A 26,426-nucleotide genomic window follows, 5' to 3' on the forward strand; every position below is an offset into this window, starting at 1 on the left:
CTTTCCATTCCGAACAGGGAAGTTAAGCCCGTTAGCGCAGATGGTACTGCTTTACCGTGGGAGAGTATGTCGCCGCCTTCTTTTACAAGGCCCTTCACTTTATAGTGAAGGGCCTTTTTTTTTGATCTAGTATGATTATTTCAAAGTATTTTCAACGGCATAATATCTTTTTAGGTTTTAGTTTTAAGCTATATTTGAGGCAAATCTAGAAAATTGTACTTCAGACGAGTTAAGCCTATATTCGATTTTTGTTTTTCCTTGGTTGGAATAGTTTTCCTTTTACCCTTTATGGCTTTCACTACTCTATTATTGATATTTCAATATAAAGCCGATACTCCTTTCTTTCTTCAAAAACGTATAGGACAATATGGGCGTGAGTTTACTATTTTTAAGTTTAGAACGATTGATAGTAATGGAAGCATTTCAAAATTTTCGAAATTTTTAAGAAAGTATAAGATTGATGAATTTCCTCAGTTGATTAATATCCTTATAGGAGAAATGTCTTTCGTAGGACCGCGGCCTGATTTACCTGGTTATTATGATCTACTTCAGGGAGAACAAAGGCAAGTATTGAATCTGAAACCGGGACTTACCGGTTATGCTTCTTTAAAATATTTTAAAGAAGAGGAAATTTTATCAAAACAGATGAATCCGGAGTATTTTAATGACTATGTTATTTTTCCAGAAAAAGTGAAATTAAATCTTTGGTATTATCATCATATTTCTCTTTGGTTAGATTTAAAAATTATAATCAAAACCTTAATTTTACCTTTCTCAAATTAATTAGATATGCAAAAATCAAAAATTTGGCTTTCCTCTCCTCATATGGGTGGAGACGAAATCAATTATATAAACTCAGCTTTTAAAGAAAACTGGATTGCTCCGTTAGGACCAAATGTTATTGGATTCGAAAAAGATCTACAAACGTATTTAGATGAAAATAAAAAAATAGCTGTTCTTTCAAGTGGTACTGCAGCCATACATTTGAGTTTGATTATGCTAGGTGTTAAAAGAAATGACTATGTGATATGTCAGAGTATGACTTTTTCTGCATCAGCGAATCCAATTAAATATATGGATGCAAAAGCTATTTTTATAGATAGTGAGCCTGATACTTGGAATATGTGTCCAAAAGCATTAAGAAAAGCCATAGAATATGGAATTCGTGAAAATAAGAAGCCAAAAGCGGTGATCTGTGTTCATTTATATGGAATGCCAGCTCAATTGGATAAAATTAAATCTATTTGTGATGAATATGATATAGCTTTAATTGAAGATGCGGCTGAAGCTTTAGGATCTACTTTTGAAAATCAAAAATGTGGAACTTTCGGTGATTATGGTATATTATCTTTCAATGGGAATAAAATCATCACAACTAGTGGTGGTGGAGCTTTAGTTTGTAATTCTCAAGAAAATCAGAAAAAGGCTGTGTTTTATGCCACACAAGCTCGTGATGATGCACCACATTACCAACATTCAGAAATAGGCTATAATTACAGGCTCAGTAATATTTCTGCAGGAATTGGTCGCGGGCAAATGCAAGTTCTGGATAAGCACATTGCTCTTCGTAGAAAAATGAATCAATTTTATCAGGAGTTGTTTAAAGATACTGAAGGCATTACTGTTTTTAAGGAACCTAATTCCGATTACTTTTCTAATCATTGGTTAAGTGCGATTTTAGTAGATTCTAAGAAGACGAAAAATAATCTCACTAGAGAAGATATTCGATTAGCTTTTGAAGAAGAAAATATAGAATCCCGTCCACTTTGGAAGCCTATGCATTTACAGCCGGTTTTTAAAGATGAATTATATTTTGGTGGTACTGTAGCTGAAGATTTATTTAGGGATGGTCTTTGTTTGCCTTCAGGTTCTAATTTAACCGATGAAGATCGAGATAGGATTACAAGTGTCATCGGTGAATTATTTAAATAAAAACGTATGATTGAAGAAATAATAAGAAATAGAAGGTCTGTTTTCCCTGCTCAATATAATTCAGATGAAATAGCTAAAGAAACCATTATAAAAATTTTGGAAGCAGCTAATTGGGCACCTACGCATAAAAAAACCGAACCTTGGCGTTTTAAAGTTATGCGTGATGAAAAATTAGTTCAGTTAGGACAGTTTTTAGCAGATAAATACAAAGAAACCAATGAAGATTTTTCAGATTTCAAGTATAAAAAACTTCAAAATAACCCTACTAAAGCCAGTTGTATAATAGCCATTTGTATGCAACGAGATCCTAAAGAAAGCCTCCCCGAGTGGGAAGAAGTAGCTGCTGTAGCTATGGCCGTTCAAAATATGTGGTTAACCGCAAGTCAACATGGAATAGGAGCCTATTGGTCTTCTCCCGGATTGATAAAATACATGGATGAATTTTTCAGTTTAAAAAAAGGTGAAAAATGTTTAGGGTTTTTCTATATGGGGAATTACGATGAATCTAATTTAAAAGGTGAACGTACGCCTATCGAAACAAAGGTTGAATGGTTTTAGAATAAAATTGCTTGGTATTTGAAGCATAAGTAAACAAACACACCTAAATAAATCAATGCAACAAAAAACTTCATGAAGGTTGATGCCAAAAAACCCATAAATGAACCAAAAGCAGCTCTTAAAGCAATTTTAGAGCTGCTTTTGTTAAATATGAGCTCTCCTATAAAAGCACCAAAAAAAGGCCCGATTAAAAAGCCTAAGGGAATGGGAATAAAAATTCCTACAATTAGCCCTACAGTTGTTCCTATAGCTCCGGCTTTACTGCCTCCATATTTTTTAGTGCCAGCTGCCGGAATAATATAATCTAAAATAAAAATGAGTATCGCTACAAAGAGTGTCGAGCCAAGTAGCCAATAGTTCATTTCCATTCCATCTACAAAATAAAGTAATAATAAACCTACCCAGCTAATAGGTGGGCCAGGTAAGATGGGTAGTAAACTTCCTATAATTCCTACTATACATAGAACAAAGCCTAAAATAATTAAGATCAAATCCATTTTTAATTTTGGTTCTAAAATACACAAATTTAAATTTTAATAACTAAAACGTTAGTTTAAACTAAAAATTTAGTTATATTTGAATTGTTAGAACTAAATAATTAGTTGGTAAAATGAAAGAACTTACTAAGGCGGAAGAAGAAATTATGCAATTGCTTTGGCAATTAAATGAAGCTAATGTAGCAACTTTAATAGAAGAAATGCCTGAGCCTAAACCAGCTTACAATACGGTTTCTACTATTGTAAGAATTTTGGAGAATAAAAATTTTGTAGGATATAGAAAGCAGGGGAGAGGTCATATTTATTATCCTTTAATTGAAAAAGATAGTTACAGTAAATTTTCGATGACCAAGTTGTTGAATAATTATTTTGATGGTTCCGTAAAAAGTATGCTCTCATTTTTTGTAAAGAAAAATGATTTAAGTGTTCGGGAATTAGAAGAAGTGCTTTCAGAAATTAATAAAAAGGAAAAGTGATGGTCGTCTATATTATTCAGTTGAGTATTTTTTTAGTTATTTTCTGGGGAGTTTATGAGTTGTTTTTAAAAAAGGAAACTTTCTTCAATTACAATCGATTGTACTTATTGCTGACTCCTGTTATTTCTATGTTGTTGCCCTTTTTGAGTTTTAATTTTTTGGCAACTTATGCAGTAGAAGCACAACAATTTGTAGAATTACCTGCCGTATTTATTGGTGATCATGTAGTTAAAAATGCAACAGAGCAAGCAGCAATTCCGGTCAATTCTTCTGTGGGGTTTTTAGAGAAACATGTTTGGTCGTTAGCTTATGCTTTAGGATTACTGATCAGTCTTTCGTTATTTATTAGAAAGATTTTTCAGTTTAAGCAATTACATCAGCAAGGAACTATTTCTTACTATTTTAATTTAAAATTAGTTGAAGTGCCTCACAGTAAAATAGCTTGTACTTTTTTTAAAACTATTTATTTGGGAAACAATTTGACTTCTACAGAAAAAGAGCAAATTTTGAAACACGAGCAAGTTCATGCGCACCAATATCACAGTTTAGATTTACTCTTTTTTGAAGTATTGAAAATCGCTTTATGGTTTCATCCGGTGGTGTATTTCTATCAAAAACAAATTACCAACTTGCATGAATACATTGCCGATGCAGAAGCTACTAAGAATTCAGATAAAAAATCGTATTACGAGAGTTTACTTAATGTAGCTTTTGGGAGCGAACAAATATCATTCATCAATCAATTTTTTAATCATTCATTAATCAAAAAACGAATCGTTATGTTACAAAAATCAAGATCGGCAAAAGCCGCCAAATTCAAATTTTTAATTCTAATCCCATTAATTTTGGCGATGCTTACGTATGTATCGTGTTCAAATACAGCAGATTTAATGGACAGTAAAGATGAAAAAATGGAAGTGCCGGCTCCTCCAGCAGCACCAGCATCACCCACTCCACCAGCATCACCAGAGTTATTATTACCTAACGAAACTGAAAATTATGGGGTGATAGAAGTAGAAGATATTGATAATTTGACAGATGAGGAAACAGATAGATTTATGTCTTTATCAAAAAAAGTAATGGCTGATGATAAAATTCATAAATTAGTTATCGTAGATAAAAACAAAAAACGAATTATTGATTTTGATGAAACCCCAGATCTTAATTTGACCGAAGGAGGTGTTCCATTTGCAGCAGTAGAAACCGTACCTATTTATCCAGGCTGTAATGAAACTACAAATGAAGTTGCTAAAGAGTGTTTAAAAGATAAAATCACTCAGTTTGTAAATACCAATTTCGATACCAATGCGGTAAAGCCTTTTGCTGAAAAAGGTACAAATAGAATTTATGTTCGATTTGCCATTACCAAAGAAGGAAACATTAATAATATTCAAGCGAGAGCTTCGTCTCCAGAACTTGTCAAAGAAGCTAAACGTGTTGTTGCGATGTTACCAAGAATGAAACCTGGAGAAAAAGATGGTGAACCGGTTAATGTATTTTATACGCTACCTATACTTTTTCAAGTAAGTGAATAGAATATTTTTTAGTATAGTATTTTTATATCTATTTAAAGCCGAAGCACAGACTTCGGCCTTTCAGCTTGCCGATAGTTTGTTTGCAATGGGTAATTATCAAAAAGCAATTGAGCTTTATCAAAAAAGCACTCCCAAAATTTCAGCAGCAACTTATCAGAAAATCGCACAAGCTTATCAAGCTACCGGAAATTTGAGTTTAGCGATTAGAAATTATGAAGAGGCCATTCAGCAAAATCAAGAGCTTGTGGTGGCTAAAAGTAGATTAGCAAAACTCTATTATCAAAACAGCAAATACCAACTTTCCGATAGTCTTTTTAGAGAACTCATCCAGCATTATCCAGAAAACCCCGATTTTTATTATCGTTTAGCTTTAGTTAAAGAAAAATTGAAGGATACAACAGCTATCCAAGATTTTAAGAAGGTTTTAGAAATAGATGAGCATCATCAAAAAGCTTTATATGAACTTGCTAAGGTTCACTATGAAAAGAAGAATCATGTGGAAGTTGAAAATTTAGGAGAAAAAGCATTATCATCTTATCCTGAAAATACGGGAATACTAAGTTTGTTAGCTCAAAATGCACTTGCACAAAGAAATTACTATTTAGCTAAAAGTAGGTTTGAACAACTTCTTCAGTTAAATAAAAAATCGGTTTTTATTCATCTAAATTTGGGTTACTGCTATTTTAATTTAAAAGAATATGAAAAAGCTGCACAACAATTTAAGGAAGTAATTCAATTGGAAAACAATCATCAATTGGCAGGTTTATTTGCTGGGAAAAGTTTACTCATGTTAGAACGCTATCAGGAAGCGGAAAGCTTTTTAAGAGTAGCTGTTGTTTTGGCAGATCAACCCTTAGATGATTATTACACAAGTTTCGCATTGAGTTTACAAAAACAAAAAAAGTTTAAACAGGCTATCGATAATTTTAAAATTGCTTTAGAAGAATCTCCTAAAAATTACCGTGCGCAATATGAATTGGCGGTTTGTGTGGATAATTATTATAAAGACGTGCAAGCCAAAATTAATTACTATCAGCTTTTTATCAATAAATTTAAAAAAGAACACAAGGCAAAATATTACCTGTTTTTGGCAAAAGAACGCTTAAGTGATTTAAAAGAACAACAACATTTAGCTAAAAAATAAATGTTTATAAGGTTGTTATTAAAATATAAGTGAAATAAGAAGTATGCTTTCTAAAGAATACTTAATTTTACTTGTATGAAGTATAGTTACCTTTTACTGTTACTTTTATGTTTGGGGTGTCAAAACTTTGAAACCAAAAAAATCTCTTCCGATGAAATTATTCAGGAAGAGCTAAAAGAATTTAATTGGCAAGAGGTAGAGGTTTATCCTTCTTTTAAAGAATGTGAATCTTTTACTGAAACTCAAGAGAAAAAAACGTGTTTTGAAAAGCAGCTCACTTTAAAAATATATCAATCTCTTCAACATAAAAAAGTGGTTTTATCAGATTCTATTCAAGAAAAAATGATGCTTTTTATTTCTATTAATTCTGAAGGAAGGCCTGAGTTAGATTCTTTAGAAACTTCAGCCTTAATTCAAGATAAGCTACCTCAAATGAAAAGCTGGTTAGAAGAGTCTATTCATCAATTGCCAAAAATATACCCAGCTAGAAAGCGAGGTATTCCTGTAAAAGCTTCTTTTAAATTACCCTTGGTAATCGCTTCAGAATAATTTATAAATTAAACTTTAAACCAGCTGTAAAATCGATAGGTGTTTCACCATTATCATCTACTCCTGCTGCGATAAAATCGTTATAGCTTAGCGTTAGAAAAGTACCTTTTCCAATCTTAATTGCCATTCCGGCTCCTAAGCTTAAAGGTAAATCCAATGCAAAATCGCTCTCTGAAACAATTTTTGGAGCTTTAGAAGGACTTTCTCTAACTTCGTAACTCGGATTTTCATAATAATAAATATCTACAAATTCCCCTTCTACATAAAGATGAAACCAATTAGCATTGATTATTTTAAAACGGTAATTAAAACTAAGCGCTGTTTTAGAATATTCAAAATCTTCATTTTTAAAAGTATGACGAAATTGACTGAAAAAGGAGTGTCTTTTAAATTTATTTTTACCATAAATTTCCAGTTCCACTCCTCCAACAATAGATTTTTCATTAGCAGGATTATCGGTATAAACAGAATTGGTAACTCCTCCAAATAAGCCTAGTCTTATTCCTGTCTTTGAGTCTTCGTCTTTATCGTAAGAGCTTCCTGTAATAGTAGCATTATGTTCTTTTACATAATCTTCAAAATCGGTAAGGGTAAACTTTAGTTTATCTGTTGGAATATTAGTTTCAGGTGTTAATTCCTCAAGCGTTTGTTGGTATTCTTTTTTAAATTTTCCATTCTCTTCGGTGTTGGTCAACTCGATTAATTCTCCATCCTTTTCTATAAAATAATGATAATACTTGTTAGATGTATTCCAAAATAGAGTAAGATCTCCCTTTGCAGCGGTGTGAAACTCATAGTTTTTACCATTAAAAGTATAAATTTCCTGAGCTTCTACTATTATAGGAAATAACAAAAAAGGAATAATTAAGGCTAATAATTTATTCATTTTGAAATTTTTTACGATAAAGGTAAAATATTTCAGATAAAATTAATTTTTAAGGAAGTTTTATTTCTTAAAGTTTCTCCCTTTCCATTCATAAGATTTTAAAATAGAGAGAAATGCAGAATTCACTATAAAAAGTGGATGAAGAAAAGCAATAGGTATATAACTTTTCATTAAATGAGGCTGCTCGTAAAATTCTGCTGTTTTATAAAGTATAAAGAAGTCTAAATTCAGTTTTAAAATAAGCAGTAAGATAAAAGCTTGCCAAGCCAGCAGTTGAAAAATAGCTCCGAAAAAGAAAATTAAAAAAAACAGATTCGCTAAAAATACAATCACAGCGGTAAGTAAACTCGTTTTATTTTTATAAGCTGAAGTTTTCGAAGCCCAACGAATACGCTGCTTTAACAGTGCTTTAAAAGTTTGTGGAGGTAGGGTTTTAACACAAGCTTCAACATTGGATAAGTAATTAATTTTTTTCTTGTTCAATTGCATTTTTTCTAAGAGAAAGATATCATCTCCACTAGCAATTTTATCATTATCAAATCCGTTTACTTCTAAAAAACTATCTTTTTTGTAGCAGAGATTAGCACCATTACAGAGAAAAGCTTCCTTGTTTCCAAAGCCCCCTAAAGTTGCCGCTTGTAAACTTAAAAAATCCAAGGTTTGAAATTTATCTAAAAAGCTTCCTGAGGAAATATAACTTACCGGGCCGGCAATAAATTCAGATTTTTGTTGAATGATCATTGCATTAAAATACAATAACCACTTTTTTGGAACTTCACAATCAGCATCGGTAGTCACCAGGTATTCTTTACTGGAATGCTGAATTGCTTTGCTCAAGGCTTCTTTTTTAGGTGAAATCGCTTTTGCAGAATTGTGTAAAAGCAGCATGTAAAGCTGCGGATGTTGCTGAATAAACTCTTCTACAATTTTTACAGAATCATCTCCAGAACCATCGTTAATGAAAATGATTTCAAAAAGTTCTGTTGAATAATCTATCGCTTCTAAACTTATTAAAAGTTGGGGTAAATTTTCGGCTTCATCTCTAAACGGAATACAAATAGAAAAGCTCGCTTTTTGAGTTTCTTCGGTTAAATGAAAAGTCTTCAGTTTAAAAATTCCGTACAACAACCAAAGCATTAACGTTGCATAACTAGCTGAAATAAACATAGAAATGATTATTTCCATAACTTAGCGAAATTCAGTTGAAACCGAGGTTGAAATTTAAAAAGTAATAAACTCCCCATGATTGCCGGAAATGCAAAATTGAAGAGCCACATGAGTGAACTTATCACTAATACCGGTAAAGCATTCACTTGAAAAAAAGAAAATAACCAAACTGCAATTCCTCCTTTTACAATTGCTTCTAAAAAGAAAATACTGGGTAGAACAGAAGCTAAAAAATACATCGAAAAAATACAGCTCATAGCATCGAAGTAAGAAATTTCAACATTCAGCAATAGTAATAAAAAATAAAATTGATGACTGAAAACTAAATATCTCGCTAAGGACAACCCCAAAATTTCAATTCGGTTTTTATTTGAAAATTCACAAAAGGATTTTTGAAGTCTATAAAGTTGCTCTTTGACGTAAGAAGATTTCCAAAGAAAAAATAGGAATGCAATAAGAATAAAATTCGCAATTAAAATATTTTTAAATGAAATAAAGCTCAAACTAAAAGCAGAGTTATTCAATAAAAGAATAATTGCAAGTATCCCGAACAGCACAGTTACTAATAGCTGACTCATATTTCCAAAGAAATTATAAAGTACAATTTTTTTCCAATAGTTCTTGCTGAAAAACATTGGTTTAGCTCCATATTCACCAATCCGGTTAGGAGTGAGAATGGCTATTGCGTGAGAACTTAAAAGTTGAAAAGCACTTTGACGAAAAGTAATGAATTCAATTTTATGCACTAATTTCTTCCATTTAAAAGTCTCTAAACTCCAATTGAAAACACTTAAAACCAATAAGAAAACAAAATCTGAAAATTGAATATGCTGAAGTTGTAAATTGAAGTCTGCCCAACTTAACTCATTATTTTGCGTGAGCTTATGGTAAATAAAAAGACAAATGGTAGAAAGCAAGGCTACTTTTAAAAGTAGTGAAAACAATTGCTTAGATTTGTAGTGAAGCCATCGCATACACAAAGAAACAAATATTTAGTTTGAAAACAGAAAAAATAATTTTAGGCATTGATCCGGGAACAAGTATTATGGGGTTTGGACTCATAAAAGTAATAGGAAAGCAAATGCAGTTTATGCAATTAAATGAGTTGATGCTGAAAAAATACGATGATCATTACGTAAAATTGAAATTGATTTTTGAGCGTACCATTGATTTAATAGACGCATATCATCCCGATGAAATTGCCATTGAAGCTCCTTTCTTTGGAAAAAATGTGCAATCGATGTTGAAATTGGGAAGAGCGCAAGGTGTGGCCATGGCTGCGGGATTAAGCAGGGAAATCCCGATTACAGAATATTCTCCGAAGAAAATAAAAATGGCCATTACCGGTAACGGAAATGCCAGTAAAGAGCAAGTTGCTAGAATGTTGCAAAGTAACTTGAAATTGAAAAGCCTACCCGAAAATTTAGACTCTACCGATGGTCTGGCTGCAGCGGTTTGTCATTTTTATAATGCCGGTCGGGTAGAAAGTGGTAAAAGTTATTCTGGTTGGGCTTCATTTGTAAAAAAGAATCCTAATAAGATAAAATAACTCTGTTAAAAAATTGAAAATGGACTTCCCTATGCCTGTGAGTTTGCCTACCTTCAAACTAAAAATAAACCGATGAATACAAACAGGCTTTCAGAAAAAATTGAAGAGATTTTAAACCGTCAAGTAAGGAAAGAAGCAACGGCTTCTCAAATATACCTTTCTTTAGGTGCTTGGGCAGATAGTGAAGGGTTTGCAGGAGTAGCTAATTTTCTTTTCCGTCATGCACAAGAAGAGCGTAACCATATGATTAAAGTGATGGATTACATTATGGAACGTGGTGGAAGAGTAAGAATTACCGGTATAGACGAACCTGCTAATGACCCTGAAAATTTACAGGAATGCTTAGAAAAAGTGTTTCAACACGAAGTAGATAATACCGAAGCCATTTATGAAATTGTAAATTTAGCCCAAGAAGAAAAAGATTGGGCAACTTGGAATTTTGGTCAGTGGTTTGTAAAAGAACAAATCGAAGAAGAAGCATTGGTATTAGATTTACTCGATAAATTAAAAGTTGCAGGAGGTACTAAAGCTACCGCCGAATCTTTATTATATTTAGATGCTCAATTTGAAAAAAAGGAAGACGAGGCTACGTTGGCCAGAGAAGCTTCCGGTAATCAACCTTTATAAAATGAAGAAAATTATTTTATTGTGTTTACTCATCCCAATAGCGATAACAGCACAAAACAAAAAACATATGGAAAATACCATTTATCAATTTCAAGTAGAAGATATTGAAGGAAATGCTTTCGATTTAAGTTCTTTAAAAGGAAAGAAAGTAATGATTGTAAATACCGCTAGTAAATGTGGATTAACACCTCAATACAAACAATTAGAAGAACTTTACCAAAAGTATAAAGACGATGATTTTGTAATCATAGGATTTCCTGCAAACAATTTTGCTAGTCAAGAACCAGGGACAGATGAAGAAATCGCTCAGTTTTGTGAACGCAACTACGGAGTTACTTTCCCGATGATGAGTAAAATTTCAGTAAAAGGAGATGATATGCATCCGCTTTATCAATTTCTTACTCAAAAATCTAAAAACGGATATGCAGATTCTGATGTTTCTTGGAACTTTCAAAAATACTTAATTAATGAAGAAGGAAAAGTAGTGGAGGTAATCGACCCAAGAACTTTGCCAACGGATGAAAAGGTAATAAGCTGGATTGAAGAGTAAAAATTGTTATCTATGTCAGGCTAAACTTGGTTCAGTATCTTGATTTTATTGAAATTTAATAGGAGGAGACCCTGAAACAAGCTCAGGTTGATTGGAATATTTATAAAAAATCCCGGACATCATAGTCCGGGATTTTTTGTTAGTTTGAGTCTTAAGAGTGCTCTCAAGATAGGATTGTCTAGAACTCTTTTATAATTAAATCAATCCAGCGCGCTTTAATAAAGCTTCCGGATTAGGTTCTTGTCCGCGGAAACGCTTATATAAAACCATAGGATCTTCGGTGCCTCCTTTACTTAAAATATGGTCTTTAAATTTATCGGCAACGGTTTTATTAAAAATCCCTTCTTCTTGAAAATAAGCGAAGGCATCGGCATCTAATACTTCTGCCCATTTATAGGAATAATATCCTGCTGAATAACCGCCTTGGAAAATATGAGAAAAAGAAGTGCTCATACAGTTTTCAGCGACATCAGGATACAGTTTAGTAGCTTCAAAAGCTTTTAATTCATTTGCTTTTACATCATTAATTGTAGAAGGATCTACAGCGTGCCAAGCCATATCTAACATTCCGAAACTCAATTGGCGAACGGTTTGCATCCCTTCATGAAAATTAGCTGATTTTTTGATTTTCTCAATCATTTCCATGGGGATCACTTCGTCTGTTTCATAATGGCGAGCAAACAATTCTAAAGCTTCCGGTTCGTAGCACCAATTTTCTAGCATTTGGCTGGGTAGTTCAACAAAATCCCAATAGACTGAAGCTCCCGATAAACTGGGGTAGATAGAGTTAGCTAACATACCGTGTAAAGCGTGACCAAATTCATGAAATAACGTGGTTACTTCATTAAAAGTTAGTAAGGATGGTTTTTTAGAAGTTGGTCGGGTAAAATTACAAACGTTAGAAACATGCGGACGTTCATTCTTTCCGTCTTTCACTTTTTGGTCTTTGTAGATCGTCATCCAAGCACCATTTCTTTTTCCTTCACGTGGATGAAAATCGGCATAAAAAAGCGCTAGAAAGTTATGGTCACCATCATAAACTTCGTAAGTTTTTACTTCTTCGTGGTATTTATCTACATCAAAAACCTCTTTAAAATGAAGATCATAAAGTTTTTTAGCAACTGTAAAGACTCCATGAATCACATTATCAAGTTTAAAATAAGGTTTCAGTTGTTCATCGTCTAATTGAAAACGCTTTTGCTTTAATTTTTCAGCATAATATGCGCTATCCCATTTTTCTAAATGATCGATACCGTCCAGTTCTTTAGCAAATTGTTCTAATTCATCAAATTCCTTTTGTGCGGCAGGTTTTGCCTTTTCGAGCATTTCATTTAAAAAGTCGTTTACTTTCTCAGGACTTTTGGCCATACGCTCTTCTAAAATAAAATGAGCGTGGGTTTTAAAGCCTAATAAATTGGCGCGCTCGTGGCGAAGTTTGGCAATTTTTAAAACATTCTCTTGGTTATCATATTCATCATTTTGAAAACCTTTGGCGCCAAAAGCAATTGCAAGTTTTTTACGTAATTCTCTATTCTCCGCATATTTCATAAACGGAATGTAACTCGGGTATTGCAGTGTGAAAATATAACCGCTTTTTCCTTTGGCTTTGGCTAATAGGTTGGCATTTTCTAATTCACTTTCCGGTAAACCTTTGAGTTCACTTTCATCTTCAATATGCAATTCGTAGCGATTGGTTTCTGCCAATACATTTTCTCCAAATGAAAGCGAAAGTTTTGAAAGTTCTTTATCAATTTCACGGAGTTTTTGTTTTTTGTCTTCCGGTAGGTTAGCTCCGTTTCGGGTAAAGCTTTTGTAATGTTTATCGAGAAGCGTTTTTTGTTCTACAGTAAGATCTAAGCTTTCTTTTTGCTCGTAAACTGCTTTTACGCGTTTAAATAATTCTTCATTTAGCGTCAAGTCATTACTAAATTCACTTAACCAAGGGGAAACTTCTTGTGCGATTTGTTGAATCTCTTCATTGGTTTCTGCCGAATTTAAATTGAAAAATATACTGGAAACCCTACTTAGCGTTTCTCCAGCAAATTCTAAAGCTTCTAGGGTATTTTCAAAAGTTGGAGCTTCTTCGTTAGCCGTGATGGCATCAATTTCTGCTTTGGCTTTTGTAATGGCTTCTTGAAAAGCCGGTTTAAAATGTTCGTTTTCTATTTTAGAAAATGGAGCAGCGTTAAATGGCTCCAATAAAGGATTTTCTTGACTCATAGTTTGTTTTTCTGGAAAACGTAAAGATACGAAGAGTAAGGGGATTTCAGTTAGATTAAACTGATTGTAAATTTAGATTTTAAGTGAAATTACTTAGTTTATTCTTTAACTTTTATATTTGGATTAATACTTAATAACTTCTTAAGTATTTCAGCTTTTTTAATAGGTGCTATATAAATTTCTTCAAAATTATATTTTATAATTAAACCATTAGTAGCAAGAGCTGGCTTTAAACCGGACCATTTTGTTTTACCTATAGTAATTTCTTTTATTTCATTAATATTAATTTTACCTTTTATAAACCCAGAACGATAATGCAGATTTTTTTCTTGTATTTTGTATTTAGTACTAAGAATGATCCAGATTAGTAGGATTAAAGGAATGGAAGCGATTATAAAATTTAAGACCTGATCTTCTTTTGAATAGAAAAGTATAATTAAGAAAAGTATAAAAAATAATAATAAAAAAATATAGATAGATATACTTTTCTTTGCCTTGTAGATAGTCATGATTTTATATATGTAAATTTTTGAAATATAAAAATTTATTAAAAGATTCTTTATTTGTATTTTAAAAAAGAATTAAAAACCAATGTTATTTTAATAGCAATTTAAAAATAAAATCTTTTAGATAAGTATTGGTAAATAATCTAAGGTAATGAATACAGACAAACACTTTAAACTTTCTGATTTTTCAAAGGTGATGTTAGTATCAAATAGCTTTGCTGTAATAACTTTAGGAGCAATCTGTTTGCAATGGAACTATCGGTTTGAGTCAGTATTTTTAGGAGCAATATTTCAGTTGTTTATTATTCCCTCTATTTTAGTTACTCTATTTAATATAGGATTTTCGTTATATCTTATTATTTTAAAAAAAGAATTTAAAATGTCTTCTTTTATTTTAATTATGAGTTTAATTGGAGTCTTATTGATGATTTATATGCAATTAAATTATCCGTAATTTTTAATAAATAAAAAGACCTCACAACTTATAAAGTCTGTGAGGTCGATTTTTTACAATGGTATAAATATTATTTATTTTTCACTTCTTCCGCACCTTTGATTACTTTTTGTTTTAAACCTTCTTTATAGACCAAAATTTTGTCGAGCACACATTTATCTGCAGCGCCAATAATTTGCGCCGCTAGAATCCCGGCATTTTTGGCTCCGTCTAAAGCTACGGTGGCTACAGGAACACCGCCCGGCATTTGTAAAATAGAAAGAACAGAATCCCAACCGTCAATTGAGTTTCTTGATTTTACAGGAACGCCAATCACCGGAAGTGGTGAAAGTGAAGCAATCATTCCCGGAAGGTGAGCTGCACCACCCGCACCGGCGATGATCACATTAAAACCACGTTCGTGAGCGTTTTTTCCGTAATCAAATAATTTTTCTGGAGTTCTGTGAGCTGAAACAATATCAACTTCCACCTCAATATCAAACCCCTTTAAAATATCAATGGCTTCTTGCATCACTGGAAGATCACTTGTACTTCCCATAATAATTCCTACTTTACTCATATTTTTATTTTTTTGCTTTTTATTTTAACCCTTCCGCCTTCGGCACCTTCCCTTAAAAATAGAGGGAATTTTTTTGAGTTGTTGACAAAGAAATTACGTTTTAGCTATTAAATGAATTAGAATTTACAGCTTTCTAACCTCTCGCGATTACTTTTATCTCTTTCTTCACTTCTTCTGCAATTCTTCGGGCTTCACTTAGATCTTTGTTCACGATAGTCACGTGTCCCATTTTTCTAAAAGGACGTGTTTGTTTCTTCCCATAAATATGTGGCGTTACGCCGGGCATTTGCATAATCTTTTCAATGTTTTGATAATGCACTTGGCCTTCGTGATTTTCATCACCGACTAAGTTTACCATTACGCCACCCACTTTACTATCTGTTTCTCCTAAAGGCAAATCTAAAATTGCTCTGATATGTTGCTCAAACTGATTCGTAAAACTTGCTTCTATACTGTAGTGACCACTATTATGAGGTCGTGGTGCAACTTCGTTGACCAAAATTTCATCATCTTCGGTTTGAAACATTTCTACCGCTAATAAACCCACATGCTCAAAACTTTCTGAAACTTTTTTGGCTACTGCTCTGGCTTTTTCAGCCACGTGGTCTTCAATTCTGGCTGGGCAAATCACGTATTCTACTTGGTTGGCTTCCGGGTGAAATTCCATCTCCACCACCGGATAGGTTTTTACTTCACCTGAAACATTTCTTGCTACAATTACCGCTAATTCATTTTTAAACGGAATCATTTTTTCAGCTAAACAAGTACCTTCCGGTAACGGAATCATATCTTCTTCTTCTCGAATCACCGAAACACCTTTACCATCATAACCGCCGGTACAACTTTTCCATACAAATGGATATTCCCATTCTTTCCGAACTAAAGCTTCCGTTAATTCATATTTTTCATCATAAACCGTAAAATCGGCTGTTGGAATTCCTTTTTCAGCATAAAATTGTTTCTGCACGCCCTTATCCTGAATTTTTCTCAAGGTTGCCGAAGATGGATAAACTTTTTTGCCTTCACTCTCCAATTGCTCTAAAGCATCTACGTTTACCAATTCAATTTCGAACGTGAGTACATCTACTTTTCGCCCAAAATTCACTACCGTATCAAAATCCATCAAATCGCCCTGCTCAAAAACATCACATGCAATTTTGCACGGTGCTTCGGGATTGGCTTCAAGCACATAGGTTTGGATGTCGTATTTTCGCGTATCGTACAACATCATTTTACCCAACTGACCGCCGCCAAGGATACCGAGTTTAAAATCTGAAGAAAAATAGTTATGCATGTTTATTATGTTGAAGGTTTCTAGTTTAAAAATCAATTTATTCAAATGTCACATTTAACGGAGTCAAACTGTGAACGTTTCCCTATCGGGGCGGGCCTGCTTGCCTGCCGGCAGGCTTTTGGCATTCGCTTTTCGTTTTGTTTCTCGACTTCGCTCGAAATGACAAAACAAAAGAGCTTAAACAACTGCCTCAATCCCTAACGCAATTCATTTCAGCAAAAATAATTCTTTTTAAGAGATTTAACGAAAAAATAGGCTTTCTCTCTGTAATCCTTATCTTTGCAAAAAACAGAGTGAAAACTCAACTAAGCATGCTTCAGTTACACGATTTAACCTTTGTCCCTTTTATATCTTCAGCAGAAATTGAAGAGCGTATAGCCAAGCTAGCCCTACGAATAGGTGAAGATTACCAAGGGGAAACACCTGTGTTTTTAGGAGTTTTAAATGGAGCCTATCAATTTACAGCAGCCTTAACGCAAAAATACAACGGTGATTGTGAAGTGGAGTTTACGAAACTAAAATCGTATGAAGGTACTTCTTCCACAGGAACTATTCAAAATTTAATTGGTGTTAATAACCTAAAAGGCAAACCTATTATTGTGGTGGAAGATATTGTAGATACCGGCAATACCATATCAGAAATAATTAAAATTTTAGAAGCAGAAGAAGTAGCAAGTTATCGTATTGCAACGCTTTGTTACAAACCTGAAGCCTATAAAAAATCACATAGAATAGATTATATTGGGTTGGAAATTCCTAATAAATTTATTGTAGGTTATGGCTTAGATTACGACGGTTTAGGAAGAAATTTACCAGAAATATATCAACTTAAATAAAGCTAAATGACAAACATCGTATTGTTTGGCCCTCCGGGAGCCGGAAAAGGAACACAGGCAGATATCTTAAAAAAGAAATATGAATTGGTACACATATCTACCGGAGACGTTTTTCGTTACAACATGAAAAATGAAACAGAATTGGGTAAAAAAGCCAAGTCTTTTATAGATAAAGGTCAGTTAGTACCTGATGAGGTAACCATTAACATGCTAAATGCAGAAGTTGATAAGCATCCTGAAGCCAAAGGAATTATTTTTGATGGTTTCCCTCGTACTGAAGCTCAAGCAGGAGCTTTAGATAAATTATTAGAAAGCAAGAACGATTCGGTTAACGCCATGATTGCTTTAGAAGTTGAGGATGAGGTTTTAGTACAACGTTTATTGGAACGCGGAAAAACTTCCGGTCGTGCTGATGATGCCGACGAAAATGTAATTAGAAATCGTATTAAAGTTTATTACGACGAAACAGCCATTCTTAAAAATTATTACAAAAAACAAGACAAATACTTTGGGGTAGATGGTGTAGGAAGCATTGATGAGATTACCCAACGCTTAAGCAAAGTGATAGATCAATTATAAAACTTACTTAGAGTAGGTTTAATTTTAAAAATTTCCACAGCAGTGGAGAAGGAATATGAAAGACGGAAATTTTATTGACTATGTAAAATTGCATGTTTCCTCTGGAAAAGGAGGGAAAGGTTCTATGCATTTACATCGTGAAAAATATATAGCCAAGGGAGGTCCTGATGGAGGTGATGGCGGTCGTGGTGGTCATGTCATTATTCGTGGTAACAAAGATTTATGGACGCTTTATGAGTTTAGTTTTAAGCGACACATTAAAGCGGGTCATGGAGAAAATGGAGGAAAACAACGAAGCACAGGAGCAGATGGAGAAGATATTTATGTAGATGTTCCTTTGGGAACGGTAATTAGAGATACCGATACCAATGAAACAATTGATGAAGTTACGGATAGCGAACAGGAGATTATTATAGCTAAAGGAGGAATGGGCGGTCGAGGAAACTGGCATTTTAAATCTTCTACCAATCAAACGCCGCGTTATGCACAGCCTGGAATAGAAGGTCAAGAAAGAGATATAACGTTAGAGCTAAAAGTATTGGCCGATGTAGGTTTAGTTGGTTTCCCAAATGCAGGCAAGTCTACTTTACTTTCAGTAATTACAGCTGCAAAGCCTAAAATTGCGAATTATGAGTTTACGACTTTAAAACCTAATTTGGGGATTGTAAAGCATCGTGATTACCAGACTTTTGTCGTTGCCGATATTCCTGGAATTATTGAAGGAGCCGCAGAAGGGAAAGGTTTAGGCTATCGCTTTTTAAGACATATTGAACGAAATTCTACTTTGTTGTTTTTAGTGCCTTGTGATGCAGAAGATGTAGCAAAGCAATATGAAATTCTATTAGATGAATTGCGCCGGTACAATCCGGAATTGTTGGATAAAGACCGATTGATTGCAATTTCGAAAACCGATATGTTAGATGAAGAATTAAAAGCCGAATTGAATGAACAATTGAAGGAAGCTTTTAAAGAAGTTCCTTATGTGTTTATTTCTTCGGTAGCACAAACTGGTTTACAAGAATTAAAAGATAAGCTTTGGGAAATTTTGAATAAAGATCCCGAGCATTAACCACCATCAATAGAAAATTGAGAGAGCGGAAACTGTTTTAAGTTTCCGCTTTTTTGTTAATGATAGGTTATATTGAGCAATAAGAAGATAGTTTTTGTTATTTTTAGTAGACTAAATTACAGACAATGAAACGATTCTTACCTTTTATAAGTTTACTCTTTATAGTGCTTTTAACTTCTTGTGGAGGACCTAAAGCATATTTTGATTACGATCGCAAAGTGAATTTTGATCAGTTTAAATCTTATAATTTCTATGATCAAATAGAAACCGGTTTAAGTGAACTTGATGAAGAGCGATTAATAGAAGCCTTAAATACAGGATTGAGTAAACGTGGATTTATATCTTCTGCCAATCCAGATTTTAAAATAAATTTCTATACAGAAGTTTTTGAAAAACAAAGCAACAGTAGTATTGGTCTAGGTGTTGGCGGTGGCGGTGGAGCCGTGGGAGGAGGAATATCCGGTGGAATTCCTGTAGGTGGTTCCAGCTTATATATGAGTATCACTTTGGAATTTACCAATGCTGAAAATGATGAGTTATATTGGCAGGGCGTAGTAGAACATAAATTCAATCAAAATGCCAGTCCGGAAGAACGGATGTATTTTTTTACAGAAGTAGTAGAAAAAGCGTTAGAAAATTATCCGCCAGAAGAATAGTTCTTCAGGAGGAACTTATTCTTATATTCTATTTAATTGATCATAAAACTTGCCGTCACCCTGAACTTGATTCAGGGGCTGTTACTTGAAGAATAGCTTTTCTATCTTAAGCACGGACTGACGAAAACAAGAAAGATCAATAATTTTATTTTAGAATCTAAACTAATATCATTTATACTACCAGATTTTGTTGCACGCGTCAAAAAGCTAATAGAAATATGACAAGTTCAATTATTCCTTCAATTTTACTCGACTTCCTTCAGTTTGTACTTTAAATTCTGGGGCGTACATACTTTGCAGTTGCGTAAATCCGTTAGAGAAATTTCCTGGATTGTTTACTCTTAAATGATATTCAAAAACATAAGTTCCTTTTTTAATTTCATCAAAGAAAAAGTGAGTAGCCACATCTTTGGTGCTTTGATAATAGCCTAAACCATCTTGCCATTTATATTCAGAAAGTACATCTACGGGTTCTAATCCGGCAGCACGCATATCTTTTAAGTGCATAAAACTGAAGTCTTCTTTCGCTTTAATCACTAATCTAACGGTCACTAAATCTCCAATTTTTAAGGATGTTTTTTCAATAGGAATTAACTTTGATCCACTATCATTTTCTACTTTTTTAAATAATTTTTTTTCAATAAGAAGTTCTTGTTGATGGTTAGCTTCCACTTGGTCTGATTCTTCAAAATACTGCCAGTAATAAGCACCGTATTGTGGCGAATCTGAATTGTTTTTAATTTCTACCGTAGCCATATCTTTAGAAATTTCTTTTGCTGGGAAAGAGGTTTTTATATAGCCTGTTTTTTGATCACTTTTTATATCTAATTTTTGATTACCTATTTTAATTATAGGGGCTTCAGCATTTAGGTATTCTTTGTTACCTTGAATCAATAGGGCATAAACAGCTTCAGTAGTAGCTTTTGTAGAACTCCAAGCTTCTGTCTTTTTGTTTCTTAATAACCAAGTTTTTAATTGATTAATGGCTTCTTGATCTTTATTGATTTCTGCAAATGCTTCTATTGCTAAAGCTTGGGTAGCGATTGGCGCATTATACCAATAACGGCTATTTACTACTTCTTTCCAGTACATTCCGTATTCAGAATCGATAACTGCGTTTTCTTTAAGTGATTCTAAAATGGTAGTGGCTAATTTATGTTTGTTGTAACGATGAGCTATAACAGCCAAAGTCATTTGAGATTGAATAGGTAATGAAATCCAATTTTTTTCTAAGTCTTCTAATAATTTTTCTTTGAAATTTTCAAATTTTTGATATTTAAATCCATAAAAAAAGCTCCTAGCATAAACGTAATTGATTTCATCTGTAGAAAATTTTAAGTCTCCATTAGTAAATTTTCTTTTTAAAAACTCGTCATCAAGATAAATAAGAAGATCGGTGGTGATATCATCGAAAGTATCATTTTCTTCTAGTTCAGGGGAAATACTTAGCAGTCTTCCCATTCCTTTTAAAATGTGCAACGAAATATACGGGTTAGCTCTACCACCAATAAACCAAGGAAAAGCCCCGGAGCTTAATTGAAGGTTTGAAAGTTTGTTTAAGGCTTGCTGCGTTCTTGTTTTAGTTTCGTTAACGGCTAGCAGTTGCGCTAAGCGTTTTTGTTGCTCTTTCTTGCTTTCAGTATCTTTTAACCAAGGCGTTTCTTGTAATACAATTTGCTTTAATTCTTCATTGGTATTGAAAGCTGAAAGTTCCGTTTTATGATTTTTCCATTGCTGAAGTGTTTTCTTTATTTCCGGATTTTTCTCTAGAAGAACCGTGGTTAAATAATTAGCATACATTTTCGAGAACGTCTGTTCGGCACAATCGTATGGATATTCAATTAAATAGGGAAGTGCTTGTAAACTCGTCCAGGCAGGATTAGAAGTGTATTCAAACACCAATTGATGGTTTTCTAAAGTTTTAGAAGTATTGTTTTTTAGGTTGTTGAAAGTCACGCTTTTCTTCTGGTTGGGATTCACCCAAATAGGGAGAGTTTCAGTGATGAAAACTCGATTAGAAAGTACTGGAATTATATTTTCTTCGCCATCTGAAAAGTTTCCGGCTTTAGCGACAATGCGATAACGCGCTGCTGAAAGTCCTTCAGGAATGGCTAAGGTCCAACTGACCTCAGAATTTCCTTTTGGAGAAATACTGAAATTTTTGACCCTATTTTTATCCGTAACGAGTGTGATTTTCTCTTGCGTAACTTCATCGGTGAATTCCAGTTGAATCATTCCGTGAAGAGTTTTTTTCGATAAATTATTCACTTTAGCAGAAATAATCACGGTGTCTTTACTTCTAAAAAAGCGAGGAAAGTTAGGAATAATGTTGAGGTCTTTTTGGGTAATCGTTGTTAAGTTGAGTTTCGCCTGATGTAAATTTTTATCATGTGCAAAGGCTTGAAAATTCCAACGGGTTAAGGCTTCGGGACTCTCAAACTCAAAAATAACTTCTCCTTTTTTATTGGTTTTTAACTGCGGAAAGAAGAAAGCGGTTTCTTTTAGGTTGGTCCTCGTTTCTACTTGTTGTAATTCTTCTTCAGCGGCTTTTGTTGTAATAATTACGACTCCATTTAAAGCACGAGCACCATATAAAGCAGTAGCGGCTGAATCTTTGATTATATTGATGGAGGCAATATCTTTAGCGTTGATTCCTTCTATTGAAAATTCTCCAGCCGATAAATCATTGAAGTTTATATTAGAAGACTCTTCAATTACTTTACCATCTATAACAATTAACGGTTTGTTCTCGCCATAGATAGAAGAAGCTCCACGAATGGTTATTTTTGGAGAAGCGCCAAAAGTGCCAGTAACATTTACTCCTGCTGCTTTTCCTTCTAACGTAGCAGTAACATTTGCTACAGCATTAATAGTAGAATTAGCACCGGTGAATAAACGTTTGTCTACGTTGTCAAAACCTGTTACGACAACTTCCTCTAAAGTAGATACGTCTTCCTGCATTATAATTAATCCAGCCTGATTTGCTTTTCGTTCTATGGTTCTATGGCCAATAGCGCTAATTATTAAAATATCATTGGGATTAGCTTCAATGGTGTAATTTCCGTCAAAATCGGTTTGGGTTCCTGTTGAAGTTCCTTTAATAACCACATTTGCTGCCGGAAGCGGTAAACCGGTATCATCTTTTATTGTTCCAGAAACATAGCCATCTTTTTTTTCTGTTTCTTTTACTAAACTTCTTAAATATATTTTATTGCTATTAAAGGAATTGGTAAAGCTATAACCAAAGTTTTTAAAGCTTGTATATGTAAAATGATTACCGTAATAGAAAGGAAAGTAAGAGTTGCTTTTATAAAAGTTTGTTGTGTGAAAATTATTAATTCCGATGCTTGAATTTGGTAAACCATTGCCTTTATAGTAATAAGGCTTTTTATAGAGTTGGGTCTGCCAATCGTGAGAAACAAATTCATCTAAAGAAGCATCGTACATGCTCGCTAAAACTTCTGCATTTGCTGCTTTTTTATTATGATCGATTACTTTTAATTGCCAGGTTTCTTGACTGCCGGGTTCGAGTTTGTTTTTAAACGAGATTATTTCAAATTCAAGATTTTTATTTATTTCTGTGGGCTGTGGAACGTGAATACTTTCATTATTTGTATAATAGTAGCCAAGCTGATTAAAAGTATATTCTAAATAAACATTGTCGGTATCTTTAGGAATAAAGTAACTAAAAGAATTTTCACCTCGCGTAAGTTGAATGCTTTTTTGCTCTACCAGCTTATCGTCAAAAGCAATATTCAGTAAAATAGGCAGGCTATCTAGTGGAGTTGTGAAATTGACTATGACTTTTTGTTTTCCATTCGTTTTTTCTAGCTCGTAAGTATAAGTGATGAATTCTTTGTCTAATTGATCGAGACCGTCTTTAGGGTTGATGATGTTTAATTTTTTCTGGGCTTCTATTGAATAGCCTAATTTCCCTTTTCCTTTAAATTCTAAATGATAATAGCCGGTTTTTAATTCGTTTTTATAGTCATCAATATTGATAGTCGCAATAGAATCGATTTTTAAAGGAATAGTAGAAATTAATTTTTTAGGCCAATTTTTTTCTAGGTCTAAACTATCATAAGGTGTGTAAGGGAAGTAATTAATAAATTCTTCCCTAGGTATTTGTTGAATATCTGGAGCTTGCCAACCTCTATCGGCTAAAATTCGTTCAGGTTGAATGTATTTGAAAATTTTTAACTCTCCTTCAGCTTGAGATGCTAAATTATTTAAATCTCTAGCTGAAATTTTTAATTTCTGATTTTTTCCGACAATAGTTTCATAAGGTGATTGGATTTTTATTTCTGTAGCGTGATACCCCGCTCTTATGGTTTGTTGAGCGGTGTGTGTCTCTCCATTTACATCAGTTACTGTGGCATTTATTTGGTAAGAAAAAACAGGGTTTTTTTCTGAATCAATATCTTCATCGGGAATGGCTTTAAAATTGATTTTGAAATTTCCTTTATTGTCGGTAGTAGTCTCACCGGTTGTTAATCTTTCTGAAGAATGATTCGCGTAGGGATAGTAATATCTATAATTGTAATTCGATATTCTGTCAACAGTATAACTCACTTTAGCATTGGTTAGGTTTCCTCCAAAAAATGCATTTGCTTTTCCTTTTAATTGAATAGAATCGTTTAAAACATAGGTAGCATCGATTGGCTTAAATTCAACTTCAAATTTCGGGCGTTTGTATTCTTCAACTTGAATATTTTTATCGGTCTTCTTGAAATACGTATTAAAATGAGGGGAACTTACCTTGAAGTTTTCATCTAAACTAATTTTAAAATTGCCAGAGAGTACATTTTTTGGGATTTTAAATTCACCTTGAACAGAACCAAATTGATTGGTGGTAATACTTAAACTATCTACTAACTCATGATTAGTGTCATGAAGTTCAATAAGAACCATTTCATTAGGTAAAACTTTACTTTCACTTTGGAAAGAAAGTATTCCTTTAAAATAAATGGTTTGGCCAGGACGGTAAATACTTCGGTCAGTAAATAAATGACTTCTAATTTGAGGATCTTTTTTGGAGTTTCTATTATGGTGAGAATTATTCCTGAATCTAATGGTACTTTTTAAAGTGTCACCTTTATAAAAAAGACTAATGTCTTTTTGGTAGTAATTTTTTAAAGATGAATAGCGTATTTTTAATAAACCGTTTTCGTCTGAAGTATAAATTTTTGAAGGTCTTTCATCTAAAATTACTTCTACATTGTTTAGCGGTTTTCCAGTGGTTCGATTAGTTATATAAAGTTGTTGATTTTCAAAAAAATCGAATTGTGTATAGGATAGATCAGTGATTTTTAATTGTTGAAACTGATAAATTTCTTTTTCAAGATCAGGATTTTGATGAATACTGAACAGCAATATATAATTTCCTACAGGCAATTCATCTAACAAGAGTTCTGTAGAATAAGAGAAATGATTTTCAATTTTTGGAAGCTGAAATTCTTGCTGCTGAAACACTTCAGCATTTTCATATAAATCCTTAACGATAGAATCTTTAAGGCGGCTATTGTAGAGATCAATAAAAATCGAAGGTGTTTTGTAGACTTTTAAATATAAACTATCTGTATTTTTAAATTCTACTAAAGCGCGAAACTTACGGTTTGGTAATGGTTTCTGTTTTGTTTTAATCGTAATTTGAGAGGAAGTAATCGCGTTTTCAATTTTTAGGGCTTCTTTGCCAGGGTAAGAATTTGGTATTTTATTTTTTATTTCTTCAATATAACTAAGACTTTTGTTGAGGTAATCTGGCGTTTTATACTTGTCGGCATTTTTATAATAAAACTCCGCCAGTTTATAACGTACCCAAGCTTTTTCATTGTCACTATTTACATTTTCAAGTAGATTTTGAAGAGCCTTTTCGTATAATTCTTTAGAATTAGTGTAAGAGCCTTGTTGCTTTACATACCCTAAGCGTTCTAAAGTGGTAATTAATACCGATAAAGAGTCTTTTTGTTGAAGGTGTAATAAGGTTAATTTTTGGTAAGTTTCTAAGATTCTTATTTTATTGGTCCCGTCTTCTATGTGAGATAAATCAATCTTTACAAAATCTTCCGGAGTTTCAAATAAACCTTTATTGTTTAAATAATGGGTCTTTTTAGAAAAAGGATTGTAAGTATTATTTCTTAAAAAATCAATATAGCGTTTAGCTAATAAATCGTATAAAGTACTTTGGTACTGATTGTAGTTTTCTCCGTAATTCAAAACTTCGGTAAAATCTTTTAACGGAGTTTTGATTAGCTCATTTTCATCTGTTAATGATTGCTCGTAATATTTATAAATATTCTTTTTAAAGTCAGCTTCGCTCCAAGTAAAAAAATCACTTCCTGTAGAATCTATTTTTGTCCGTTGCCTTATTCGGTAACGGTTCTCTTTATAGTAGTCGTTTAAACTTTCAGCTAAATAAGAATAAAGGATTTGTTGAGTAGGGGAGTTTTGTTGTTCAATTTCCTCTAAATAATCTTGATAAACTTCTTCTTGACCATCTTTTTTTAAGATTAGCTTATACTTAGCAACGTATAAAAATGCTTTCAAGAACTGCTGTGGGTTCTCTTTTCGATGAGCTTTTTGTTTAATTTTTTGCGCTTTTTCAAAAGCACTCATTGATTTTCCTAACAGTTCTAATTCTTCAACTTCATTCCACCATTTATCAAATTTTTGTTGTGCAAAGTTGGTTTGAGAGAGCATTAAAAATAAAACGCTCACCAAGTAGAATTTTTTCATAAGATTGGAATTTGGCTAAAGATACATATTATTCTTAATTTTTGTTGA

The 26,426-nt window shown here is 33.1% G+C and carries 24 protein-coding genes and 1 rRNA gene; 16 read left to right on the forward strand and 9 right to left on the reverse strand.

Features of this window, described 5'->3' with window-relative positions:
* From rrf to FVB9532_RS13545, 4 genes are all read left to right on the forward strand, one after another.
* Nucleotides 1-81, forward strand: a 5S ribosomal RNA gene (gene rrf, locus FVB9532_RS13530); the annotation flags it as partial.
* 132 nt (nucleotides 82-213) lie between these two features.
* Nucleotides 214-783 (forward strand): sugar transferase, encoded by a 570-nt coding sequence (locus FVB9532_RS13535; RefSeq protein WP_150545719.1) that lies wholly within the window; start codon nucleotides 214-216, stop codon nucleotides 781-783.
* Between the two features lie 6 nt (nucleotides 784-789).
* Nucleotides 790-1,932 (forward strand): DegT/DnrJ/EryC1/StrS family aminotransferase, encoded by a 1,143-nt coding sequence (locus FVB9532_RS13540; RefSeq protein WP_150545720.1) that lies wholly within the window; start codon nucleotides 790-792, stop codon nucleotides 1,930-1,932.
* Nucleotides 1,933-1,938: 6 nt separating this feature from the next.
* Entirely contained in the window at nucleotides 1,939-2,490 is a 552-nt protein-coding gene (locus FVB9532_RS13545; RefSeq protein WP_150545721.1) for a nitroreductase family protein, read from the forward strand.
* On the opposite strand, the gene FVB9532_RS13550 is transcribed toward FVB9532_RS13545, so the two are convergent.
* Nucleotides 2,487-2,987, reverse strand: coding sequence for a DUF456 domain-containing protein (locus FVB9532_RS13550; RefSeq protein WP_150545722.1), 501 nt, complete (start codon nucleotides 2,985-2,987; stop codon nucleotides 2,487-2,489). The genes FVB9532_RS13545 and FVB9532_RS13550 overlap by 4 nt on opposite strands.
* Before the next feature lie 113 nt (nucleotides 2,988-3,100).
* Between FVB9532_RS13550 and FVB9532_RS13555 the strand changes: the two genes are divergently transcribed.
* The 4 genes from FVB9532_RS13555 to FVB9532_RS13570 all read left to right on the forward strand — a co-directional run bounded on the left by FVB9532_RS13555 (nucleotide 3,101) and on the right by FVB9532_RS13570 (nucleotide 6,691).
* Entirely contained in the window at nucleotides 3,101-3,463 is a 363-nt protein-coding gene (locus tag FVB9532_RS13555; RefSeq protein ID WP_150545723.1) for a BlaI/MecI/CopY family transcriptional regulator, read from the forward strand.
* A complete protein-coding gene (locus tag FVB9532_RS13560) occupies nucleotides 3,463-4,998 on the forward strand; it encodes a M56 family metallopeptidase (protein ID WP_150545724.1) in 1,536 nt (511 codons plus the stop codon). Before FVB9532_RS13555 ends, FVB9532_RS13560 begins: the two co-directional genes overlap by 1 nt.
* On the forward strand, nucleotides 4,991-6,142 hold the full coding sequence (locus FVB9532_RS13565) for a tetratricopeptide repeat protein (RefSeq protein ID WP_150545725.1): 1,152 nt from the start codon (nucleotides 4,991-4,993) through the stop codon (nucleotides 6,140-6,142). The genes FVB9532_RS13560 and FVB9532_RS13565 overlap by 8 nt, the downstream gene beginning before the upstream one ends.
* A gap of 75 nt (nucleotides 6,143-6,217) precedes the next feature.
* Nucleotides 6,218-6,691, forward strand: coding sequence for a hypothetical protein (locus FVB9532_RS13570; RefSeq protein ID WP_150545726.1), 474 nt, complete (start codon nucleotides 6,218-6,220; stop codon nucleotides 6,689-6,691).
* Nucleotide 6,692: 1 nt separating this feature from the next.
* On the opposite strand, the gene FVB9532_RS13575 is transcribed toward FVB9532_RS13570, so the two are convergent.
* The 3 genes from FVB9532_RS13575 to FVB9532_RS13585 are packed head-to-tail and all read right to left on the reverse strand — an operon-like array spanning nucleotide 6,693 to nucleotide 9,688.
* The gene (locus FVB9532_RS13575; RefSeq protein WP_150545727.1) at nucleotides 6,693-7,577 is read right to left on the reverse strand and encodes a hypothetical protein; all 885 of its coding nucleotides are present in this window, start codon (nucleotides 7,575-7,577) and stop codon (nucleotides 6,693-6,695) included.
* Nucleotides 7,578-7,637: 60 nt separating this feature from the next.
* A complete protein-coding gene (locus FVB9532_RS13580; RefSeq protein WP_150545728.1) occupies nucleotides 7,638-8,762 on the reverse strand; it encodes a glycosyltransferase in 1,125 nt (374 codons plus the stop codon).
* On the reverse strand, nucleotides 8,753-9,688 hold the full coding sequence (locus FVB9532_RS13585) for a hypothetical protein (protein WP_150545729.1): 936 nt from the start codon (nucleotides 9,686-9,688) through the stop codon (nucleotides 8,753-8,755). Before FVB9532_RS13585 ends, FVB9532_RS13580 begins: the two co-directional genes overlap by 10 nt.
* Before the next feature lie 53 nt (nucleotides 9,689-9,741).
* On the opposite strand from FVB9532_RS13585, the gene ruvC reads away from it, so the two are divergent.
* The 3 genes from ruvC to FVB9532_RS13600 all read left to right on the forward strand — a co-directional run bounded on the left by ruvC (nucleotide 9,742) and on the right by FVB9532_RS13600 (nucleotide 11,470).
* On the forward strand, nucleotides 9,742-10,293 hold the full coding sequence (ruvC, locus tag FVB9532_RS13590; RefSeq protein WP_150545730.1) for a crossover junction endodeoxyribonuclease RuvC: 552 nt from the start codon (nucleotides 9,742-9,744) through the stop codon (nucleotides 10,291-10,293).
* A gap of 72 nt (nucleotides 10,294-10,365) precedes the next feature.
* Nucleotides 10,366-10,920: a ferritin gene (locus FVB9532_RS13595; RefSeq protein WP_150545731.1), complete on the forward strand. Its 555-nt coding sequence runs from the start codon at nucleotides 10,366-10,368 to the stop codon at nucleotides 10,918-10,920.
* Between the two features lies 1 nt (nucleotide 10,921).
* Nucleotides 10,922-11,470, forward strand: coding sequence for a glutathione peroxidase (locus tag FVB9532_RS13600; protein ID WP_150545732.1), 549 nt, complete (start codon nucleotides 10,922-10,924; stop codon nucleotides 11,468-11,470).
* A gap of 195 nt (nucleotides 11,471-11,665) precedes the next feature.
* Here FVB9532_RS13600 and FVB9532_RS13605 read toward each other — a convergent pair whose 3' ends face one another.
* Nucleotides 11,666-13,690 (reverse strand): M3 family metallopeptidase, encoded by a 2,025-nt coding sequence (locus FVB9532_RS13605; RefSeq protein ID WP_150545733.1) that lies wholly within the window; start codon nucleotides 13,688-13,690, stop codon nucleotides 11,666-11,668.
* A 98-nt stretch (nucleotides 13,691-13,788) separates the two neighbouring features.
* Nucleotides 13,789-14,199: a PH domain-containing protein gene (locus FVB9532_RS13610; protein ID WP_150545734.1), complete on the reverse strand. Its 411-nt coding sequence runs from the start codon at nucleotides 14,197-14,199 to the stop codon at nucleotides 13,789-13,791.
* A 148-nt stretch (nucleotides 14,200-14,347) separates the two neighbouring features.
* Between FVB9532_RS13610 and FVB9532_RS13615 the strand changes: the two genes are divergently transcribed.
* Entirely contained in the window at nucleotides 14,348-14,650 is a 303-nt protein-coding gene (locus FVB9532_RS13615) for a hypothetical protein (protein WP_150545735.1), read from the forward strand.
* Between the two features lie 70 nt (nucleotides 14,651-14,720).
* On the opposite strand, the gene purE is transcribed toward FVB9532_RS13615, so the two are convergent.
* Both purE and FVB9532_RS13625 read right to left on the reverse strand, forming a co-directional pair.
* Nucleotides 14,721-15,209, reverse strand: coding sequence for a 5-(carboxyamino)imidazole ribonucleotide mutase (purE, locus tag FVB9532_RS13620; RefSeq protein ID WP_150545736.1), 489 nt, complete (start codon nucleotides 15,207-15,209; stop codon nucleotides 14,721-14,723).
* Nucleotides 15,210-15,342: 133 nt separating this feature from the next.
* A complete protein-coding gene (locus FVB9532_RS13625; RefSeq protein ID WP_150545737.1) occupies nucleotides 15,343-16,503 on the reverse strand; it encodes a 5-(carboxyamino)imidazole ribonucleotide synthase in 1,161 nt (386 codons plus the stop codon).
* Between the two features lie 293 nt (nucleotides 16,504-16,796).
* Here FVB9532_RS13625 and FVB9532_RS13630 point away from each other — a divergent pair, with 293 nt between their 5' ends.
* The 4 genes from FVB9532_RS13630 (at nucleotide 16,797) to FVB9532_RS13645 (ending at nucleotide 19,643) form a co-directional block, all read left to right on the forward strand.
* Entirely contained in the window at nucleotides 16,797-17,339 is a 543-nt protein-coding gene (locus tag FVB9532_RS13630) for a phosphoribosyltransferase (RefSeq protein WP_317132293.1), read from the forward strand.
* A 6-nt stretch (nucleotides 17,340-17,345) separates the two neighbouring features.
* Nucleotides 17,346-17,918, forward strand: coding sequence for an adenylate kinase (locus FVB9532_RS13635; RefSeq protein WP_150545738.1), 573 nt, complete (start codon nucleotides 17,346-17,348; stop codon nucleotides 17,916-17,918).
* Nucleotides 17,919-17,973: 55 nt separating this feature from the next.
* Nucleotides 17,974-18,987 carry a GTPase ObgE gene (gene obgE, locus FVB9532_RS13640; RefSeq protein WP_150545739.1) on the forward strand — a complete coding sequence of 338 codons (1,014 nt, stop codon included), beginning with the start codon at nucleotides 17,974-17,976 and terminating at the stop codon, nucleotides 18,985-18,987.
* 125 nt (nucleotides 18,988-19,112) lie between these two features.
* A complete protein-coding gene (locus FVB9532_RS13645; protein ID WP_150545740.1) occupies nucleotides 19,113-19,643 on the forward strand; it encodes a DUF4136 domain-containing protein in 531 nt (176 codons plus the stop codon).
* A gap of 231 nt (nucleotides 19,644-19,874) precedes the next feature.
* Here FVB9532_RS13645 and FVB9532_RS13650 read toward each other — a convergent pair whose 3' ends face one another.
* The gene (locus FVB9532_RS13650) at nucleotides 19,875-26,378 is read right to left on the reverse strand and encodes an alpha-2-macroglobulin family protein (RefSeq protein ID WP_150545741.1); all 6,504 of its coding nucleotides are present in this window, start codon (nucleotides 26,376-26,378) and stop codon (nucleotides 19,875-19,877) included.
* Between the last annotated feature and the right edge of the window lie 48 nt (nucleotides 26,379-26,426).

Origin of the sequence: Mesonia oceanica (assembly GCF_902499555.1) — a bacterium.
GTDB classification, from domain to species: Bacteria; Bacteroidota; Bacteroidia; order Flavobacteriales; family Flavobacteriaceae; genus Mesonia; species Mesonia oceanica.